At 39.6% G+C, this 20,182-nt stretch carries 15 protein-coding genes and 2 tRNA genes; 12 read left to right on the top strand and 5 right to left on the bottom strand.

Annotated elements, in window-relative coordinates; genetic code table 11:
• Window positions 1-65 precede the first annotated feature (65 nt).
• Window positions 66-1,580 (bottom strand): GH3 auxin-responsive promoter family protein, encoded by a 1,515-nt coding sequence (locus tag SJY45_RS16600; protein ID WP_400072181.1) that lies wholly within the window; start codon window positions 1,578-1,580, stop codon window positions 66-68.
• 77 nt (window positions 1,581-1,657) lie between these two features.
• Here SJY45_RS16600 and SJY45_RS16595 point away from each other — a divergent pair, with 77 nt between their 5' ends.
• Together SJY45_RS16595 and SJY45_RS16590 are read left to right on the top strand one after the other, a co-directional pair.
• Entirely contained in the window at window positions 1,658-2,452 is a 795-nt protein-coding gene (locus SJY45_RS16595) for a DUF2797 domain-containing protein (RefSeq protein WP_400072179.1), read from the top strand.
• Window positions 2,453-2,566: 114 nt separating this feature from the next.
• Window positions 2,567-3,265: a TVP38/TMEM64 family protein gene (locus SJY45_RS16590; RefSeq protein WP_400072177.1), complete on the top strand. Its 699-nt coding sequence runs from the start codon at window positions 2,567-2,569 to the stop codon at window positions 3,263-3,265.
• Window positions 3,266-3,272: 7 nt separating this feature from the next.
• Here the strand turns inward: SJY45_RS16590 and SJY45_RS16585 are convergent, their stop codons facing one another.
• The gene (locus SJY45_RS16585) at window positions 3,273-5,993 is read right to left on the bottom strand and encodes an AsmA-like C-terminal region-containing protein (protein ID WP_400072175.1); all 2,721 of its coding nucleotides are present in this window, start codon (window positions 5,991-5,993) and stop codon (window positions 3,273-3,275) included.
• A gap of 178 nt (window positions 5,994-6,171) precedes the next feature.
• The gene (locus SJY45_RS16580) at window positions 6,172-6,882 is read right to left on the bottom strand and encodes a queuosine precursor transporter (RefSeq protein ID WP_215438463.1); all 711 of its coding nucleotides are present in this window, start codon (window positions 6,880-6,882) and stop codon (window positions 6,172-6,174) included.
• 106 nt (window positions 6,883-6,988) lie between these two features.
• Between SJY45_RS16580 and SJY45_RS16575 the strand changes: the two genes are divergently transcribed.
• Entirely contained in the window at window positions 6,989-9,088 is a 2,100-nt protein-coding gene (locus tag SJY45_RS16575) for a DUF5723 family protein (protein ID WP_400072173.1), read from the top strand.
• A 74-nt stretch (window positions 9,089-9,162) separates the two neighbouring features.
• Here SJY45_RS16575 and sppA read toward each other — a convergent pair whose 3' ends face one another.
• Entirely contained in the window at window positions 9,163-10,926 is a 1,764-nt protein-coding gene (gene sppA / locus SJY45_RS16570; RefSeq protein WP_400072171.1) for a signal peptide peptidase SppA, read from the bottom strand.
• Between the two features lie 71 nt (window positions 10,927-10,997).
• Here sppA and folK point away from each other — a divergent pair, with 71 nt between their 5' ends.
• Window positions 10,998-12,143: a 2-amino-4-hydroxy-6-hydroxymethyldihydropteridine diphosphokinase gene (gene folK / locus SJY45_RS16565; RefSeq protein WP_215913989.1), complete on the top strand. Its 1,146-nt coding sequence runs from the start codon at window positions 10,998-11,000 to the stop codon at window positions 12,141-12,143.
• On the opposite strand, the gene SJY45_RS16560 is transcribed toward folK, so the two are convergent.
• Window positions 12,140-12,679 carry an RNA methyltransferase gene (locus SJY45_RS16560; RefSeq protein ID WP_400072169.1) on the bottom strand — a complete coding sequence of 180 codons (540 nt, stop codon included), beginning with the start codon at window positions 12,677-12,679 and terminating at the stop codon, window positions 12,140-12,142. The two genes, folK and SJY45_RS16560, sit on opposite strands and share 4 nt — an antisense overlap.
• A gap of 199 nt (window positions 12,680-12,878) precedes the next feature.
• On the opposite strand from SJY45_RS16560, the gene mutS reads away from it, so the two are divergent.
• From mutS to ablB, 8 genes are all read left to right on the top strand, one after another.
• On the top strand, window positions 12,879-15,461 hold the full coding sequence (gene mutS, locus SJY45_RS16555) for a DNA mismatch repair protein MutS (RefSeq protein ID WP_400072167.1): 2,583 nt from the start codon (window positions 12,879-12,881) through the stop codon (window positions 15,459-15,461).
• 133 nt (window positions 15,462-15,594) lie between these two features.
• Window positions 15,595-15,667 (top strand) — tRNA-Gly (locus tag SJY45_RS16550).
• Between the two features lie 75 nt (window positions 15,668-15,742).
• Window positions 15,743-15,826: transfer RNA gene (locus SJY45_RS16545), tRNA-Leu, on the top strand.
• A gap of 407 nt (window positions 15,827-16,233) precedes the next feature.
• The gene (locus SJY45_RS16540; protein WP_215438469.1) at window positions 16,234-16,425 is read left to right on the top strand and encodes a hypothetical protein; all 192 of its coding nucleotides are present in this window, start codon (window positions 16,234-16,236) and stop codon (window positions 16,423-16,425) included.
• A 56-nt stretch (window positions 16,426-16,481) separates the two neighbouring features.
• Complete coding sequence (proC, locus tag SJY45_RS16535) at window positions 16,482-17,297, top strand: pyrroline-5-carboxylate reductase (RefSeq protein WP_215438470.1); 816 nt, start codon at window positions 16,482-16,484, stop codon at window positions 17,295-17,297.
• Window positions 17,290-18,075 (top strand): glutamate 5-kinase, encoded by a 786-nt coding sequence (gene proB / locus SJY45_RS16530; protein ID WP_400072164.1) that lies wholly within the window; start codon window positions 17,290-17,292, stop codon window positions 18,073-18,075. The genes proC and proB overlap by 8 nt, the downstream gene beginning before the upstream one ends.
• A complete protein-coding gene (locus SJY45_RS16525; RefSeq protein WP_400072162.1) occupies window positions 18,076-19,275 on the top strand; it encodes a glutamate-5-semialdehyde dehydrogenase in 1,200 nt (399 codons plus the stop codon).
• A 31-nt stretch (window positions 19,276-19,306) separates the two neighbouring features.
• Window positions 19,307-20,161 carry a putative beta-lysine N-acetyltransferase gene (ablB, locus tag SJY45_RS16520; protein WP_400072160.1) on the top strand — a complete coding sequence of 285 codons (855 nt, stop codon included), beginning with the start codon at window positions 19,307-19,309 and terminating at the stop codon, window positions 20,159-20,161.
• The last annotated feature ends 21 nt before the right edge of the window (window positions 20,162-20,182 follow it).

The raw sequence follows: 20,182 nt of genomic DNA, 5'->3' as shown, positions 1-20,182 counted from the left end.
AATTTAATTTGCCTTTAGGTTAGTTTTGGGAATCAATTTCAATATTAAACGGGCAAATACCACTTTTAATTGTTCATTTGAAGCAATTCTTCGATATAGTCCCTTTTATTGGATAATCTAGGTATCTTATGCTGTCCGCCCAACTTCCCTTTTAGCTTTAACCAATCATAAAAAAGATTTTCTCGGGCAATATGAATGGTAGGCATATTCAACGTAATATTGTTATAGCGTTTGGCCTCATAATCTGAGTTTAAAGCCTTTAAAGCATTGTCCAGATATTCCGTAAATACGTTTATATCATCTGGCGGGTTCCTGAACTCAATAACCCACTCATGCGCCCCTTTTTCTTTCTCTACCATAAAAATTGGGCCAGCGGTATAATCCTTAATTTCAGCACCGGTCTTAAGGCAAATATTTTTAAGCGCTTCTTCGGCATTTTCAATAATCAACTCCTCTCCAAAGACATTGATATGGTGTTTTGTGCGGCCGGTAACTTTGATTCTATAGGGACTGGTAGATGTAAATTTAATAGTGTCGCCAATCTTATAGCGCCATAACCCGGAATTCGTGGTAATTATAATCGCATAATTGGTATTCTTTTTCACCTCCCACAACGGAATGGCCATTTGCCCTTCCGTGCCATACTCACTCATTGGAATAAACTCATAAAATATTCCATAATCCAGCATTAGCAATAAATCATCTGCATTATTACGGTCCTGAATGGCAAAAAAACCTTCGGAGGCGTTATAAATTTCATAGTACTTAAAGCTTTTTCGCGGCAGCAGCTTCTTATACTGTTCCTCATAAGGGTTAAAGCTTACTCCACCATGAAAATAGACCTCAAGGTTTTCCCACACCTGGAACAAATTGTCCTTACCCGTTTCTTGTAGCACCTTATTAAGAAGCACCAACATCCAAGAAGGCACTCCTGCCAAACTGGTTACATTTTCTTGGGTACTTTCTTTTATAATGGCCTTTAACTTGCTCTCCCACTCGCTCATTAAAGACACCTTACTACTTGGCGTACTGCTGAATTCTGCCCACAACGGCATATTATCAATAAGTATTGCGGACAAATCCCCAAAATAGGAACCGTTGTCCTCGTACAACTCCTTACTCCCCCCTAACCTGAGACTCTTTCCCGTAAATAACTGAGAGTTTTCATTATTGTTCAAATACAGACAAAGTAGATCTTTGCCCGATTTATAATGACAATCTTCAAGCGCTTCTTCGCTTACAGGAATAAACTTGCTCTTGGCATTAGTGGTACCACTACTCTTGGCGAACCATTTAATAGATGTTGGCCAAAATATATTCTGTTCACCACGGCGTGTACGTTCTATAATGGGTTCAATCTCTTCATAAGAAGAAATAGGAACCCGCTCCCTAAAAGTTTCATAGCTATTGATGGACTCAAAGTCATACTTTCTACCAATTTCTGTGTCTTCGGCAATTTCAATAAGTTGATGAAGCACTTCTTCCTGAACCTCTTCCGGGTATTTCAAAAAAAGTTCTATCTGGTGATATCGCTTTTTCAGCAACCAAGAAGCAATAGAATTGAATAAGGTAATCGGCATTTTTGGGTATCTTTGAATTCGCTAAATTTAGCTTTAATACTTATCATTTTCAAATACATTTTAAATCATACTTTTTTATGCAGTACGAAGGCGTTCTAAGAAAAATGCAGACCGAAATAGGAAACCCCATTCAATACTACATGGTTTTTGAAAATGATTTTTTAAATGTAAATCAAATCTTGGACAAAGCGCTTGAAATCAATTTTATAAAATTCCAATGTTTAAATTGTGGTAGGGACCGTCCCATTTTTCGTCAAGGTTTCTGTAAGACCTGCTTTTACGAAACCCCTTCTGCAGGTGATTGGATTATGCGACCCGAATTGAGCACTGCCCACTTGGACAAAGAAGACCGTGATCTTGAATATGAGAAAAAAGCACAATTACAACCTCATATTGTTTATTTGGCCAATTCAAGCAATATTAAAGTAGGGGTTACACGTAAAGCCCAAGTACCTACACGATGGATAGACCAAGGGGCGCATGAAGCTATTGAAATCGTAGAAGTTCCCAATAGATATTTAGCCGGAATAACCGAAGTTGCCCTAAAAGACCACGTAGGCGACAAAACCAACTGGCGAAAAATGCTGACCAATAACGTTGAGGACGAAAATCTGGTTGAATGGCGAAATAAGCTAAAACAATACATTCCGGATGAAGCCCAAGAGTACTATATTGCCGATAATGCCGAAACCAACCTTGAGTTTCCCGTCCTTAAATACCCGGAAAAAGTAAAAAGCCTCAATTTGACCAAAACCCCCAATTACAAAGGGATTTTAAAAGGGATTAAAGGCCAATATTTTATTTTTGACGACAATACCGTTTTTAACGTTCGTAGCAACGAAGGCTACTATGTATCGCTTCAAATTAGCTAATCACATAAACACCATAAACCTCTAGCTAATACTTTTGAACCAAAAATTGTACGTTTAGGACTATTCCTCCTCCTCCAGCACAGGTATCTTGTAGCCAGAAGAAAATAGACCTTTATGACGCTAGAAGATTCAAAAAGCAAAAGCAAATGGCCCGTATACTTATCCCTCACCTTGGTAAGTATTCTTGTTGCCGGTTATTTTACGGTACCCTCTCTTGAATCTTTTTTTAACGAAGCTTGGCAAGTTTTAACTAGCGGCAATAGAAAAGAGGTTGAAAACTGGGTGTCACAGTTTGGAGCTTGGGGCCCCATTGTTTTAATTGCAGCAATGGTAGCACAAATGTTCATGATAGTAGTACCATCTATAGTACTTATGGTAGCCTCGGTTCTTGCCTACGGACCAATTTGGGGCAGTATTATCATTTTTGGAGCAGTGTTCTTGGCTTCCTCCGTGGGCTACGCCATTGGCAAACTTTTAGGCAAAGACCAAGTAGAACGTATCATAGGCAAGAAAACAGAGGAAAAGGTAACCGCTTTTTTAGAGGATTATGGGTTTTGGGCAGTAATAGTAACCCGCTTAAATCCATTTTTATCCAATGACGCCATAAGCTTTGTTGGCAGCATTCTACGAATGGGCTACTGGAAATTTATAGGGGCAACCCTTATCGGAATTGCCCCACTTACTCTTTTTATTGCCATTCTTGGTAAAAGCACCAATAGCATGAAAACCGGTCTACTGTGGGGTTCTCTAATTAGCCTGGCTATATTTTTAGGCTACATTTGGTACGATAAAAAACATAAGCAAAATGCCTGAACTGGCTCTACTTCTCCTTTTTCTTGCCCAACAGACCTCCTAAAATATTTTTGGCTTTCTCTTTAACCACATCTTCTTCCTTCTTCTTTGGTGCCGCAGTGTCCGTTTTAACCGTGGTCGTATCTTTTTTGCTACCTCCTAAAAGACCACCTAAAACTTCTTTTACATCATCTTTAGTAGATGTTTTGGTAGAATCGGTTTTAGATGAATTTCCACCTAAAACATTACCGATTAAATCTTTTGCCTTATCCTTACCTTTATTGACCAATTTTTGTTTCTGAATCTCTACCAATTGATTGGTTAAGGTCTTTACTCCAGAGGTCAAATCCGTACTTACACTTGGGTTTTCATAATTACCCCCAATATTGGCAACCACGGGAATCTTCAAATCTTTAAGGTCATCCTCACCTATCTGAGCGATCAACTTACCTATATCACTACCTAAATATTTAGCAGGCACCTCCATAGTAGCCTTGTAATCCATTTTTTTATCAAAAGTGTGGCTACCCCCAATATTGATGGCTATATCCTTATATTTCACGGTAAAAGGCTTCACGTTTACCAGACCATTTTCAAAAGTAAGTTTAGTTTTCAGGTCGTCTAGATTTAGCTGCTTTAGGTCAATAAAATTTAACTTACTATCTAGGGCGGTAAGCAACGGAGCACTTTCCGAATCAATTTCCTTTGTCATGATATCCGCAAAGATATCACCGGTCAAAGTCAACAGGTCCGGCACCAAATCATCTGTTAGACTACCGGACAGTTTAATATCCGAATCTAGCGTTCCCTTTAAAATCTGAGCAATTGGCGCAACTGCCTTAAAAAGCTCAAGAGACTTAAAAGTTTCACTTATCCCCAACTGCTTCATATCTAAATTCATGGCAAATCTTGGGGTCTCCTCTTTTGTTGAAACCTCGCCATTAAAGGCCATTTTACCATTAAAAATAGAAGAGGTCATATTAGAAAGCGTAGCCTTTTCATCCTTAATCTTCAAATTACCTTTTACATCTTTTAACGTAAGATTGTCATACAGAACCGTATTTGCCGATGCATTTATATTAGCATCCAAGAAAGATGGAATCTTAATTTTCTCCTCGGTAGTACCTGCTGTTTTGCTTTCTTCAGTTTTGTTTCCGGATGCTTCGGGTTCCGTCTCCTCAACCATAAAATCGCTTAATGCAAAAGTGTTTGAAGAAAGGTCAAAATCTCCCTCTACCTTTTCGTCATTGAACATAAAGCCCAACAGGTTCTTAATGGTTCCTTTGGCACTAAAATCGGTTTTTCCGGTAGTACCGCTCAATTCATTAAGGGTAACCGTAGAAGGGTTAAAGGTTAAACTTGTGGTCTTAAGTTTTACGGGGTTTGGTATTTCAGCGGACTTGTATTCAAAATCGCTAATACTAATTTTTCCGTTTGTGGTGGTCTTCTCATATTGCTCCTTCTCTATGGAAGCCATATCAAATGCCGTACTAACATCTGCCACTAGAAGGCCTTTTAAATCTAAATCGGCAGGAACAGGATATGCCTTCTTAAGATTGGCCAAATTCATTTTACCATCTATATGGGCCTTTACCTTGGTATTACCCATTAACTCCTTAATATTAGCGGTCATATTAAACTTGTCCTCATCAATCATAAAAGACAACTTATCTATATCTACATACGTATCCTCTGCAATACCAGTGGTATTGTTAATCTCCGTATCTATAAAGACGTTTCTAACGGATTTTGGTAAATCGGGATATTTAAAAGATGCATTTTCTGAATTGATCTTAATATTGAACTTAGGAATATGCTCCTCATCTACAATACCGTTAAACTTACCTTCTAACATAAAGTTTCCGGTAGTTTTAACGTTCTCTATATTTTTTGAATACTCCTGTGGAATAACCGCCAAAAAGTTTTTAAAGTCGGAAGATGGGGTCTTGAACGAAATATCGATTTCTTGGTTATCCTCATTCACTTTAATAAAACCATCAAATACTAAAGCCAACTGATTGATTAGGGCCTCATTTTTCAAGAAAGTGTATTTACTTTCCTTTAAGTCAACACCAATAAGGGCATCTAACTGAATTTTATTCTTGTTCAAGTAATTGGTACTGTCCATTTCAAAAGAAACCAAAGCTTCCGTAAACGTATCCAACTCTGATTTCTCCAAAGAAAGGTCGCCTTTACCATTGTGTTGCATCTCCGAAATCTCCAAACGCATTCCGGTAGATCGGTCATCATATACAATTTTGGTGTCCGTAATGGCATACGATTGCAGGTCAAGGTTAAAACCATCCGTGCTTTCTGTTTCGGCAGGTGCATTGGGCTCATCAGAAGGTATAGCTATGTCAAAACTGGCATTTTCTTCCTTATCAATAGTAACATTAACGAGGGCACCATCTACGGTTAGACTTTTAACCCCTATAGGCTCATCCTGCCCTTTAAACAACTCTCCAATACCCATGGAAAGCGCTACTTTTTTAGAAGCAAAAAGCGTATCGCCTTCAAATGGTGCTTTATTCAACAGAACTACATCTTCCAGACTTACTTCTGCATTGGGAAAACTACTAAAAAGGCTTAAATCGGCTTCCGAAAAATCAAGTGTAGCGTTCACATTATTGTTTACGTTATTCTTAATAATATCTCCAATTTTGGATTCTAGAAAGAAAGGAGCCGCAATCAACACACCCACTATAAGTAGTACTATTACTCCTATAATCCTGATTATTTTCTTTTTCATATTTCTAATTCAAATACTGATTCAAATAAAATTTAACGGAACAAAATAGGCATGCGTTCATCCAAACCTTAAAATCGCCATTAAACAAACCTCAACCTAACAAAAGTGGAGCGGTCTTTTTAGCTCTTAAATCAAGATTCTTAACCCTATCGGATACAACTCAAAAAAGCATTGAATATTATACCTCTAAGGCTATTTCTTCGCCCACGGCCAATTTGAACCGTTTTCTCATGATATATACGAGCAAATACAAAAAAGGAGTATCTAGAAATGCTATAAAAATCTTAAAAATGAATCCACTTACCACTAAGCCAAAAAATAGGTGCCATGGCAGAATTCCAAAAACACAAAGCAGCCCTACCACGGTGAAGGTATCTACAAACTGAGAAAGAAAAGTAGAAAAATTATTACGCACCCAAAGATACTTGCCTTTAGTAAGCTTTTTCCAAAAGTGGTAAATAGCAATATCTATGTATTGTGCAAAAAGATAAGCGATCATGGATGCCAAAACCGCTATGGGAGAAAGTGCAAAAACATTGGTAAACGTACTATCATCTACCGGAGAAGATGGTATGGCAGGGGCCACCTCTGCCACAAGAATTATCCCCATAGAGAACAAACTTGCAAAAATGCCGGCCGTAACTATCTGGTTAGCCTTTTTTCTTCCGTAAATTTCAGAAATCAAGTCCGTGATCAAAAAAGTAATGGGGTAAGGTAGGATTCCAACGGATACCTCAAACAAGGATACGCCAAAAATAGTAAAATCACCAAACGGGTTCCAATAGAAAAACTTCTGAAAAATAAGATTGGAAACCACCAATGAGGTAATAAAAAGGGCTCCCAAATACAGGTATATCTGATATGCCAAACGGCTATCTCTCACATTCATATGTAATTTCTTATTAAAAACATCGGTGAACGGTACAATTTCGCCGATGGTCGTTCGTTATTGCATCACTACCTAAAAACCAAAAATAGCTTAAAAAATACCAAGCATGAAAAAAACGATACTTACATCATTACTTGTTTTAGGCGGATTAAGTGCCAAAGCACAATCGTATGTCGGTTTCCTGACAGACAACTACAGCGGTGTACACAGCTTAATTGCCAACCCTGCAAACATTACCGATTCCAGATTTAAAACAGATATAAACATTGTAGGCGCAAGTACTTTCTTCAGTAATGATTACTACGGATTGAAATTGGGAGATGTAGTTACATCCGATTTTGACTTTGATACGGACGGCACAAAATATCCAAAGGACAGCAACAACTTTTTTGGAAATGCAGATGTGCTAGGCCCCTCCTTTATGTTCAACCTTACCCCAAAAAGCTCCTTGGCCATTTTTACCCGGGGAAGAGTAGGTTACAACGTAAATAAAATAAACGGAAATACCTTTGAAAGCATCTCCAACGATTTTGATGAGAACGATGATCTTTTGATCGATGAAGACGATGTGTACCTAACTGCAAATGCATGGGCAGAAGTTGGGGTTACCTATGCGCAGGTCCTCATGAACAAAGACCAGCATTTCTTAAAAGGAGGTATCTCATTAAAATACCTACAAGGTATGGGCAATGCCTACGCCAGCGGTAAAAACATTACCATAGATTATGATGCCGATGGCATTCCCCTTCCCGGAGGACGAACTACAGGAAGTATTGAGTCCGTTGGTGAAGTAAACTATGGACATAGTGATAATATTGATGACAACTTTGAAGATTTTGATGTTGAAATCGTTGATGGCGCCACAGGTTTTGGCGTAGACTTAGGAGCCGTATACGAATGGAGACCGGATTACGCTTCCTATTCTTCAAAAGACGGTTCTAACACTTTTAAACATCAGAATAAATATAAACTGAAATTTGCCCTTGCCATTAGTGATATAGGTTCCATTAACTATAAAAATGGTACACAGAACAATTATGATATTACGGGAACGGTAAATGAAGACGATTTTGAAAACGAAGACAATCTAGAGGATATCCTAGATAATTTATACACCCAGACAGGAACAGGGTCTTCTGAAAAATTCGCTTTACCTACAGCTCTTCATTTTAATGTGGACTATAGCTTGAACCAAAGGTTTTACCTGAATTTAAACACGGATTTCTCATTACGTTCCAACAGCAAGGTAAACTCGAATAGAATACCTACTATGGTGTCCTTAACTCCACGTTTTGAAAGTAAATGGTTCAGTTTTTATATGCCCGTAAGCCTTACCCAAGGTTCCGGAGCGCAATGGGGTGCCGGTTTTAGAGCAGGACCTTTGTATATTGGTTCCGGGTCTGTTATGACCTTATTGTTAAGTGACAATTCCAAAGCTGCAGATGTATATGCAGGGTTAAAAATACCGGTATACCAAGGAAAACCTAAAGATCGAGATGGTGATGGAATAGTAAACAGAAAAGACGATTGCCCCGATGAATTTGGACCAGCGGAAAACAATGGTTGCCCATGGCCTGATACTGATGGTGATACCGTAGTTGACAAAGACGATAAGTGCCCTGAAGAAGCAGGTGAAGTTTTAAACGATGGTTGCCCCTTGGTAGATTCGGACGGTGATGATGTTATGGACGAAGATGATAAGTGCCCAAATGAAGCGGGTGCTGCCGAAAATGAAGGATGCCCATGGCCTGACACTGATGGCGACGGTGTACTGGATAAAAATGATGACTGCCCTAATGAAGCGGGAACGGTTGCCAACAACGGTTGCCCAGAAGCACCTGAAGTTACCGAAGAAGTACAGAAGCAATTGAACGATTACGCCAAAACTATTCTTTTTAATTCTGGAAAAGCGAGTATTAAAGCGGAGTCTACAAGTGTTATGGTAGACATCATTACTATTCTTAAAGAATACCCGGATGCCAAATTTACCGTAGAAGGACACACGGATAGTGTAGGAAGCGAAGCTACCAACCAAAGATTATCAGAGTCCAGAGCTACGTCCGTAAAAGATTTCTTGGTAGAAAAAGGTATAGACAGCTCCCGATTAACCGCTGTTGGTTATGGCGAAAGCAAACCTATTGCCTCTAACATGTACAAAGATGGTCGTGCCCAAAACAGAAGAGTAGAAATCAACCTTGTAAAATAGAACATCAAAATCAATTATATACCAAAAGAGCCAGCTACACGCTGGCTCTTTCTATTTTAAACAACTGATTTTTGTTATTTTATGTCCAACACAAAAGGCATGCGCGCCTGAACGCCTTCTTGATTCATAGCGGACTTTACTTGCTTTAGTATAGAATATGCTTCCATACCTATTTCCTCTTCTATAAACTCTTGTTTCACCTTTGCGCTGGCACCTCCTAAATCTTCTAAGATACGTTCCAGACCGGTTTTATATTTCGGAAACTTTTTTATTCCATAATCACTCAATTCGGCCATACGGGCGGCTTCGGCAATAGCATCCTCTAAATTACCCAGTTCATCTATGAGGCCTATACGCTTTGCATCTACCCCACTCCATACTCTACCCTGTGCCAAGCTATCCGCTTCTGCCATACTAATATTCCTCCCCTGAGAAACCCTTTGCAAGAAGGTGTCATATGTATGTTCAATACTTTCCTGAACGTATCCTCTAAACTCACTGGTCATAGGCTCAAAAAACGAATATTCCAGAGAATTTTTGTTTGTCCCCACCTGTTCTGCATTTATACCTATATCCGCGGCCAACTCGGTCATATTGGGCACGGTTCCAAAAACTCCTATAGACCCGGTAACCGTTGTAGGTTCAGCAAAAATCTTGTTCGCACCAACCGCAATATAATACCCACCGGATGCGGCAACGTTACCCATAGAGACTATAACAGGCTTCACCTCTTTGGCCAATTCTATTTCTCGCCAAATGATATCTGAAGTCAGCGCACTTCCACCGGGAGAATTCACCCTAAGAACTATTGCTTTTACATCTTCATCTTCCTTCGCTTTAATAATGGCTTCGTTTATAATACCTTGACCAATTACATCAGGGCCACCTTCGCCATAAAGTATTTCGCCTTGCGCAAAAACAACGGCAATCTTATCCTTACCTTTTTTAAGCACTTTCTTGTTGGAACGAATTACATAGTCCTCTAAGGCTACAATATTTAAATCGTCTTCTTTTTTTAGATTAATGGCATTTCTTAGTTTTTCTTCATATTGATCAAAGAAAATAACATCATCTAAGAGGCCGCTTGCTTTAGCATATTCCGGGGTTCTTCCTCCTAAAGTATCTGCAATAATGTTAAGATCGATATGCGAAATACCTCTTCCTTTAGAGATGTCCTCAATCATTGAATTCCAAAGCGAACCCATTAATTCTTCAATCTGGGTTCTATTGGCCTCACTCATTTCATTAGAGATAAAAGGCTCTACGGCACTCTTATATTTTCCATGGCGAATAACCTCCATCTTTACACCGGTCTTCTCCTGTAAATCCTTAAAAAATAGAACTTCGGTAGACAATCCACGAAAATCCAATCCACCTACCGGATTCAAAAAAATAGAATCCGCCACACTGGCCAAGTAGTAATCTTTTTGCATGTAAAAATCGCCATAAGTATAAATAAATTTACCCGAAGCCTTAAAATCTTCCAATGCCTTTCTTACCGCCTGTGTTTGCGCCAGACCGGCCATCATAAAGTTATTGTTGATGCTTATACCCTTAATATCATCATCATCTTTTGCTACGGTAATAGCATGCAGAATTTCATCCAACCCTTGGGATTGTTCCATAAATGCCCCAGTAAAGGGATCCATATCATTGTTACCCACATAATCACTAATAGGCAACTTTAATTGTAGCTCCAAAATGGAGTTCTTTTTTATGGAGACGGTTTCTTCGGAACTACCTGCAATGCCAATAAAAATAATGGTCATTATGAAAATAACTCCAAAAGCAATCAAGCAGCCAATTATGGCCGCCAGAAGATTTCTTAAAAATTTCATGAAAATTGGGTTAGTATTTTTACCCAAAGATAATGAACTCACCTCTACTTTTTGTTACTTTGCTATATATTATGAGCAACCCCAAAACAGTTTACCTATCACTAGGAAGTAATCTTGGTGACACTTTAAATAACCTGCAAGACGCAGTATTCGCTATAAACAGCACCGCCGGAGAAGTCCAGAAGATATCTCATGTGTATCAGACAAGCTCTTGGGGTTTTGAATCTAGCGACTTCATGAATATTTGTCTGTCGTTAAAAACCACCATGGCTCCACAAGAGCTGTTGCGTACCCTTTTAAAAATAGAAACGCAATTAGGAAGAAGACGATTTACGGAAGAAGGCTACCAACCCAGACCTATTGATATTGACATTCTGTATTACGAAAGGGAGGTTCTAATTTCTGAAAACTTGGTTATTCCCCATCCAGAACTGACGTACAGGAAATTCGTGCTTAAACCTTTATCCGATATTGCACCGCAATTTTATCATCCGATAGTGAACAAGGACACGCGAAACCTTATTCAAGAATGTAGGGACAAAGGTAAATTAGAACGTACAGCCTTCAAGCTGCATCGCAACAGAGCCGACCTATTTGCCCATTTAAACTTCATTGCTATTGAAGGTAACATTGGAGCAGGTAAAACTACCTTGGCCAACAAAATATCGGAAGATTTTAACGGAAAACTGGTATTGGAGCGTTTTGCGGATAACGCCTTCCTACCCAAATTTTATGAGGACCAAAGCCGTTATGCCTTTCCTTTGGAGATGTCATTCCTTGCGGATAGATACCAACAGTTTACAGATGACACCTCGCAATATGACCTTTTCAAAAAGTTCATGGTGAGCGATTACGATATTTACAAGTCCCTTATTTTTGCCCGAATTACGTTGCAGACGGAAGAATTTGAACTGTATCGAAAGCTTTTTCATTTGATGTACAAAGAGGTAAAAAAACCTAAAGTATACGTCTACCTCTACCAAACTACGGAACGTTTGCTGGATAACATTAAGCAAAGAGGCAGAGATTACGAACAAAAAATAGCCCCTGACTATCTTAAAAAGATTAACAAGGGATATTTTGAGTTCATAAAAGGATATCCGGAACAGAACAACTTGATCATTGAATTGGGAGATATGGATTTTGTAGAAAATAAAGACGACTACAATACCATTATTGATAAGATCACCAAATTTGCCGTTCGGTTGCCCAACTAAGATTTTAAGGCATTCCATTTAGACCAGAGGTCCCAAACAACCACACCTGCACTCACCGAAATATTCAATGAATGCTTGGTGCCGTATTGCGGAATTTCCACTACCGCATGGCTGGCGTTCACCACTTCTTGCGAAACCCCTTTTACCTCGTTACCGAATACTAGCGCATACTTTTTATCCGCATCTACAATAAGCTCATTAAGCATTACCGCATTTTCAGCCTGCTCAATAGCCAAAACCGTATAACCGTCAGATGTCAAGAAATTTACCAAGTCAACCGTGTTTTCACGATATTCCCAGACTACACTCTCGGTAGCGCCCAAAGCCGTTTTTCTTATGTCTTTGTGCGGAGGCTGCGCTGTAATGCCACAGAGGTATATTTTTTCTATTAGAAATGCATCCGCGGTCCTAAAGACAGAACCTATGTTATTCAAGCTTCGTATGTTATCCAAAACAATAACAATAGGCGATTTTTCGGCCTTTTTAAAAGCTTCTACATCCAATCGGTTCAATTCTTCATTCTTAAGTTTGCGCATGCTAAGATTTCCCCAAACGGGTTATTTTTATGGTTACATATAAGGTAAAACGCTGAAGATAAACTTATCCTGAAATATCAACAATGGTTTATCATCCCTTTAAAAAATAGTACTTTCGTTTTACTGACTTTCGCCGTAAAATTAAACTATTCTTATCGCTTTGGGAAAATCGCAAAAAACAAAAAAGGTAACGCCTTTAATGAAGCAATACAACACCATCAAGACCAAATATCCTGATGCCCTGTTATTGTTCCGTGTAGGCGATTTCTACGAAACATTTGGTGAGGATGCCGTAATAGCATCCAAAATTCTGGGCATTATACTCACTCACCGTAACAATGGTGGTGACCGCACCGAGTTGGCCGGTTTTCCGCACCACTCCCTGAACACCTATTTACCTAAACTGGTAAAAGCCGGTGAACGGGTGGCCATTTGTGATCAGTTGGAAGACCCCAAAATGACCAAGACCATCGTAAAACGGGGCGTTACGGAATTGGTTACTCCCGGCGTTGCCATGAACGACGATATTTTAAGCGCAAAGACCAACAACTTTCTTTGTGCCGTTCATTTTGGCAGAAAATTATTAGGTGTATCCTTTGTTGATATTTCTACAGGCGAATTTTTAACTTCCGAGGGTACCGAAGAACAGATAGACAAACTCCTACAGAACTTTGCCCCAAACGAGGTTTTGGTTTCCAAAAAGCACAAAAAAGAATTTCTAGATGTTTTTGGGAAGCAGTTTCACACCTTCTATATGGAAGATTGGGTCTTTCAAAACGATTATGCGCAAGAAACCCTAACCAATCATTTTAAGACCAGCACCCTTAAAGGGTTTGGCGTAGACCATCTGGCACACGGTATTATTGCTTCCGGGGTGGTATTGCATTATCTATCCGAGACCCAGCACCGCCAATTACAACACATAAACAGTTTAAAACGTATTGCGGAAGAAGAGCATATTTGGATGGACCGCTTTACGATCAAAAATCTGGAACTTTACCATTCCTATAATCAAAATGCGGTAACCCTTTTAAGTATTATAGACAAAACCTTGTCCCCTATGGGAGGGCGAATGTTGAAGCGGTGGTTGGCCTTACCTTTAAAAAATACAGAGAAAATAAGCCGAAGGCATCAAGTGGTTTCCCATTTGCACGGCAACGATGATACTTTACTGAAAATACAGCAACGCATTAAGCAAATGGGCGATTTGGAACGCCTTATTTCCAAAGTAGCTACGGGAAAGGTAAATCCAAAAGAAATCGTACAGCTCAAGAATTCACTTGAGGCCATTATCCCCATAAAACAACTTACGGCACAGAGTGAGGACGAGTCGCTTCAGCTCATATCAGACCAGCTACATGCTTGCGATATGCTTCGTAGCAAGATCAAAGAAATGATCAATGAGGAAGCTCCTGTTCATATTCCAAAAGGTAAAACCATTGCAGATGGATACTCGGACGAGCTGGACGAATTGCGCGGACTAGCTTTTTCGGGCAAGGATTATTTGGACAAAATGTTGGCCAGGGAAACCGAGCGCACCGGAATTACTTCCCTTAAAATAGCCTCCAATAACGTTTTTGGTTATTACATTGAGGTCCGAAATACACATAAAGACAAGGTACCGGAAGAGTGGATACGCAAACAGACCTTGGTAAATGCCGAACGCTACATTACGGAAGAGCTTAAAGAATACGAAGCAAAAATCCTGGGTGCGGAAGAACGTATTCTCAACTTGGAACAACAGCTGTTTTCCCAATTGGTAGTTTGGGCACAGGAATATATTGCACCTGTACAGAACAATGCACAGCAAATTGCGCAATTGGATTGTCTTTGCGGATTTGCACAACTGGCCAAAGAGAACAACTATGCCAAGCCGGTCATTAACGACTCTACCGAAATCAATATTAAAAATGGTAGGCACCCGGTCATAGAAAAACAATTGCCCCTAGGCGAGGCGTACATTGCCAATGATGTAATCCTAAATCGGGACGAACAGCAAATCATCATGATTACCGGACCTAACATGAGTGGTAAGTCAGCCATTTTAAGACAAACGGCGCTAATCGTACTTCTTGCACAAATGGGCTCCTTTGTACCTGCGGAAGCTGCCGAAATTGGTTATGTAGATAAGATTTTTACGCGAGTTGGTGCGAGTGATAATATTTCCATGGGTGAATCCACCTTTATGGTAGAGATGAACGAAACAGCCTCTATTCTAAACAACCTATCAGAACGCAGCTTGGTTCTTTTAGATGAGATAGGCCGTGGAACCAGTACTTATGACGGTATTTCCATTGCGTGGGCCATTAGCGAGTACCTGCATGAACATCCTGCAAGAGCAAAAACACTTTTTGCCACACATTACCATGAGCTTAATGAAATGTGCAACACTTTTGAACGCATCAAAAACTTTAACGTATCCGTGAAAGAGTTGAAGGACAACGTACTTTTCTTGCGTAAATTAACCGAAGGTGGAAGCGAGCATAGTTTTGGTATTCACGTGGCAAAAATGGCGGGAATGCCCTCCCAAGTCATTCACAAAGCGAACAAAATTCTCAAAAAATTGGAGAAATCGCACTCCAGTGAAGAGCTAACGGACAAATTACAAAGTGCTCAAGACGAAATGCAATTGAGTTTCTTTAATTTGGACGACCCCCTACTGGAACAAATAAAGGAAGAAATCACCTATCTAGATATCAACACCTTAACACCCGTTGAAGCCCTTATGAAATTGAATGAAATTAAGCGGTTGCTCACCAAAAACAAGAAGGCCACCTCTTGATTTTTTAGTCCTAAAAACCGTTGTTTTTTTATTTTTCAGATTTCATAAAAAATTTCTTTGCGTTTTAGAGAATTGTATTAAATTTGCATCCGCATCTGTGAAAGATGTCACGTTCTTTACCTTAATACAAAACGCGAAAATAGCTCAGCTGGTAGAGCGCCACCTTGCCAAGGTGGAGGTCGCGGGTTCGAATCCCGTTTTTCGCTCTAAGAGCAAAATACCGCTCAACGAATTGAACGCTGCATGACAGCGTTTTTTTGTTAAAGACTTTACCAATAGCGGCTCGAGTGGTGGAATTGGTAGACACGTTGGACTTAAAATCCAATGGACATTAGTCCGTACGGGTTCAAGTCCCGTCTCGAGTACTTAAACCCTTGTTAATCTTCTGATTTTCGAGGGTTTTTTGGTTTTTACAGGTTTGTGTGTAGCCTCCTATTTAAAATATCCTCCTCACACCCTATCAATTATTTTTAGAGTACCTCTCCAAATTGAGTTATAATACAAGACATATCACAACTGTAAATTTTGTAAGATTGTTTCTTACAAAACAATTACGTCATAAATTCTTATATTTTTTCACAAATCCATTGTATTTATTATTCTTCACATTATTTCGGTTTCTTAGGATTCCCCATAAAACAACTACACGTATATTGAAATACCTTACATTTTAAGTAAGATAGTAACCCATTTGGACTACAATAACAAAACCTTAACACCATATACTTGCGATAGCTATCTATTATGATATGTTACAAGCTAAATAAATTTTATGAGGCTATTATATATCAGAAGAAAAACAAAAACAGAAAAGCACTATAGCGCGAAAATGGGGCCCTTAACCACAAGGGTAACTTCCATTAAGCGCTACTTTTTAGGGCTACCTATCAACACCCTTCAGAAATACCGTAAAACCTATTACGGAAAAATAAAGAACTATGATGAATGTCAACTCTTTATCTAAAACCAACCTCAACACTTTACTTTAAATATTCAATAGTAATCTTTTAAAACAAATTCATGAAAGTACTAGTAATCGGAGCCGGAAATATGGGATTGACCTATGCAGAAGGCATGTCTAAATCTAAATTGCTCAAAAAAAAGAACATTATGGTATTGGACAGTTCCGAAGAGAAACTGAAAGAACTGAATGAAATAGCGCATTTTGACGCTTTTAAAACCTTAGAGGAATGTGTACCGCAAGCGGATATTATTTTCATTGCCGTAAAGCCGTACCATGCCACAAAATTGTTCGAGACCATAAAGCCTATGGTCAATTCGGAACAGATTTTAATCTCCATCATGGCAGGTATTACCATAGAAACCATGAAAGAGCAATCCGGCTTAAGTAAGATTGTACGCGCCATGCCCAACTTGCCGGCCAAAATTGGAAAAGGACTTACCTCCTACACCTCTTCAAGCGAGGTTTCACGAATTGAACTTTTAACCGTAGAAAGTCTCTTGGATACTACGGGCAAATCTATCCGTGTAAGCGATGAGAACTTTATTGATGCCTCTACCGGAATTTCCGGAAGTGGCCCTGCCTATGTGTTCTATTTTATGCAAAGTATGATGGAGGCGGCGCTACAAATGGGCTTTTCCAAAAAAGTATCCACTGTTTTGGTGAGCGAAACCTTTACGGGCGCCATTGAACTTTTTAACCAGAACAACCTAAGTCCTAATTCTTGGATGGACCGCGTAGCTAGTAAAGGTGGCACAACGCAGGCCGCTCTAGATTCTATGGATGACAATAATGTAAGTGAACTTATAAAAGAAGCGGCATTCGCGGCTTTTGACCGTGCTGTTGAACTTGGTAAAGAAGAACATTATGCATAAGGAACTTATAGTAATAAAAGTTGGCACCAACGTAATGACCAATAAGGACAACCGTATTGTACGTCCGGTCTTGCGCAGGTTGGTAGAACAGATTGCGGAACTCTATGAGCTTGGTATTATTACCATTTTGGTTTCGTCCGGATCGGTAATTGCCGGAAAGGAAGTTTTGGGCAATTCCAGTATTGAGAACGATACGCAAAGACGACAGGTATATTCCGCCATTGGCCAGCCTAGAATGATGCGGTTGTACTACAACATATTCCATGATTACGGTATGAAATGTGCTCAAGTACTTCCCACCAAACGCGATTTTAGTCCAGGTGTACACCGCCAGAATATGATTAAATGTTGTGAAGGATTGCTTTCAGAGGGGGTAATACCTATTGCCAATGAAGATGATGCAGTGTCCGTTACCATGTCCATGTTTTCGGATAACGATGAGTTGGCCAGTTTGATAGCTCAACTAATGAATGCCGATAAACTTATTATCCTAACCGATATTGACGGACTTTACACGGGGCACCCAAATGCTGATGACAGTGACCTTATTTCACACGTAGGACCAGAGGACGATTTCAACAAATACATAAAAGACAGTAATAAAGCTGCTGGCGAAGGACGCGGCGGTATGGGCTCCAAACTGGATTACGCCCAACAAGCAGCAGCCAATAGCATACCTACTTATATTGCTAACGGTAAAAAAGACCGCACGATAATAGATATTATAGACGGAAAAGATGTGGGCACTAGAGTTGCCTTAGAAAAACAAGAAGCATAAATGAAACTACTTACAACAGATATAAAGAACAACGTATTGGATTCTATGGTCCGTATTCTGAACGAAAACCGGACAGAATTGCTCCAAGCCAATACAAAGGACTTAGACCTTTTTAATAAAGATGACCAGGCACTCTATGAGCGTCTGATCGTTGATGACAAAAAAATTGACGAGATGATCGCTGCCGTAAACAAGGTGCGCTCGCAAGAAGATCCAGTTGGCAAAGAAATTTCAACTCAGGATTTACCTAACGGACTTCACGTAACCAATAAAACGGCTCCATTTGGCACCATTATGATCATTTACGAATCCCGACCGGACGTAACCATCGAAGCTGCCGTTCTTGCTTTTAAAGCGAACAATACCATCCTACTAAAAGGAGGTAAAGAAGCGTTGCATAGCAATACGGTTCTCGTTGATTTTTGGCATAGGGCACTAGAGGAAAGCAATTTACCTACGGATTATATTCAACTATTGAACATGAACCGTGAAGAAACCCAAGCCTTTTTAAAGAATCCTGAGCAAAAGTTAGACTTAATTGTACCCAGAGGTGGTGAAAGATTGATTGCTTTTGTAAAAGAACACGCCAAATGTGCTGTTCTAGTAAGCGGGAGAGGCAATAATTTTCTATATGTTGATGAAAATGCGGATTGGGAGATGAGCCTGAAAGTAATATTGAATGCAAAGACCGCAAAAATATCTGCATGTAACGCATTGGATAAGATTTTGATTCATACTGATATTGAGGATTACTCGCAGAAAATGGTGGACTTGGCAAATATTCTCAAAACCAATGGTGTAAGTCTTTTGGTTGATGAAGATGCCAAAAAGGTACTAAAGGACGCACCTCTGATTCCGGACCCATCCGTTTGGAAAGAAGAATTTCTAGCCATGAAATGTTGTATAGGTACGGTTAATAAAACAGATGAGGCCATAGCTACCATAAACGAGCATTCCGGTGGGCATTCGGCCACAATTATGACCACAAACAAGGATACTGCCCAGCATTTTATGGAACAGGTAGATTGTGCTGCGGTCTATCAAAATGCTTCCACTCGCTTCACGGATGGCGGCCAAATGGGCGTTGGGGCCGAGTTGGCCATTAGCACGGACAAATTGCATCACCGTGGGCCTTTGGGATTAAATGAACTTGTAACTAACAAGTACTACATTTTTGGCGAAGGTCAGATCAGAGCATAAATACAATTAAAAACACAAATCAAATAGATAAATGTTCGATACCCTAGAGAAAATTAATGGGGCCACCTTACAACATGGTCGCGCACATAATCGCGTATACCTTATGGATACGGAACAGTACAACTGGGATTTGCTCATAGAGAACATGAAATCCATAGCGCATAAAAAGGAATACGACAAAATTCTGAGTCGAGTTCCAGAAGAGGCTATCGAAGTTTTTAAATCTAAGGGATATACTGTAGAGGCTAAAATACCCAAACTATACAACGGAGAGCAAGCCGGTTATTTTTTAGCCGATTACCTCAGCACCGAACGTGCCAACAGTCCTAGTCAGGTAAAGAAAACCATTACTTCGGTAAAGACAATTGCTCTCGCGGCCAATAGTTCTTCGGAAGATGCGTTCTTTGCTTTGCCTGATCATCTTGAGATACGTAAACTTGGTGAAAAAGATTTACCATCTATCATTCGTTTGCACGTAATGGCATTTCAGTCCTATCCGTTTCCTATTCATGATCCAGAGTATCTAAAGCAGCTACTACATGAAAACCATGAATTTTATGGCCTCTTTGAAAATGATGCTCTTTTGGTTTCCGCTATCCTAAAAATTCAGGAGAATGAATCTAGCGTAGAAATCATGGATTTTGCCACACATCCCAATTACAACGGGCAAAATCTGAACTACTATTTAGTTCAGGAGATTAAGCAACGTGTTTCAAGCAACAAGTACAAAACTTTATACGCTTTGGTTCGTGCTACCTCATATGGTCTAAACATTACCTTTAGTAAACACGGTTTTATTCTTGGTGGTACCTTGATGAACAATACGGTAATTAGAGGAAACTTAGAAAGTATGAATGTTTGGTATTGTAATCTAAGTGAGGCATAATAAAAAAGAGGAGCGATTGAA

The organism is Zobellia russellii (assembly GCF_044597075.1).
GTDB lineage: Bacteria > Bacteroidota > Bacteroidia > Flavobacteriales > Flavobacteriaceae > Zobellia > Zobellia russellii.
The sequence above is the reverse complement of the archived record's forward strand: the minus strand, read 5'-3'. Positions and strand labels throughout refer to the sequence as shown.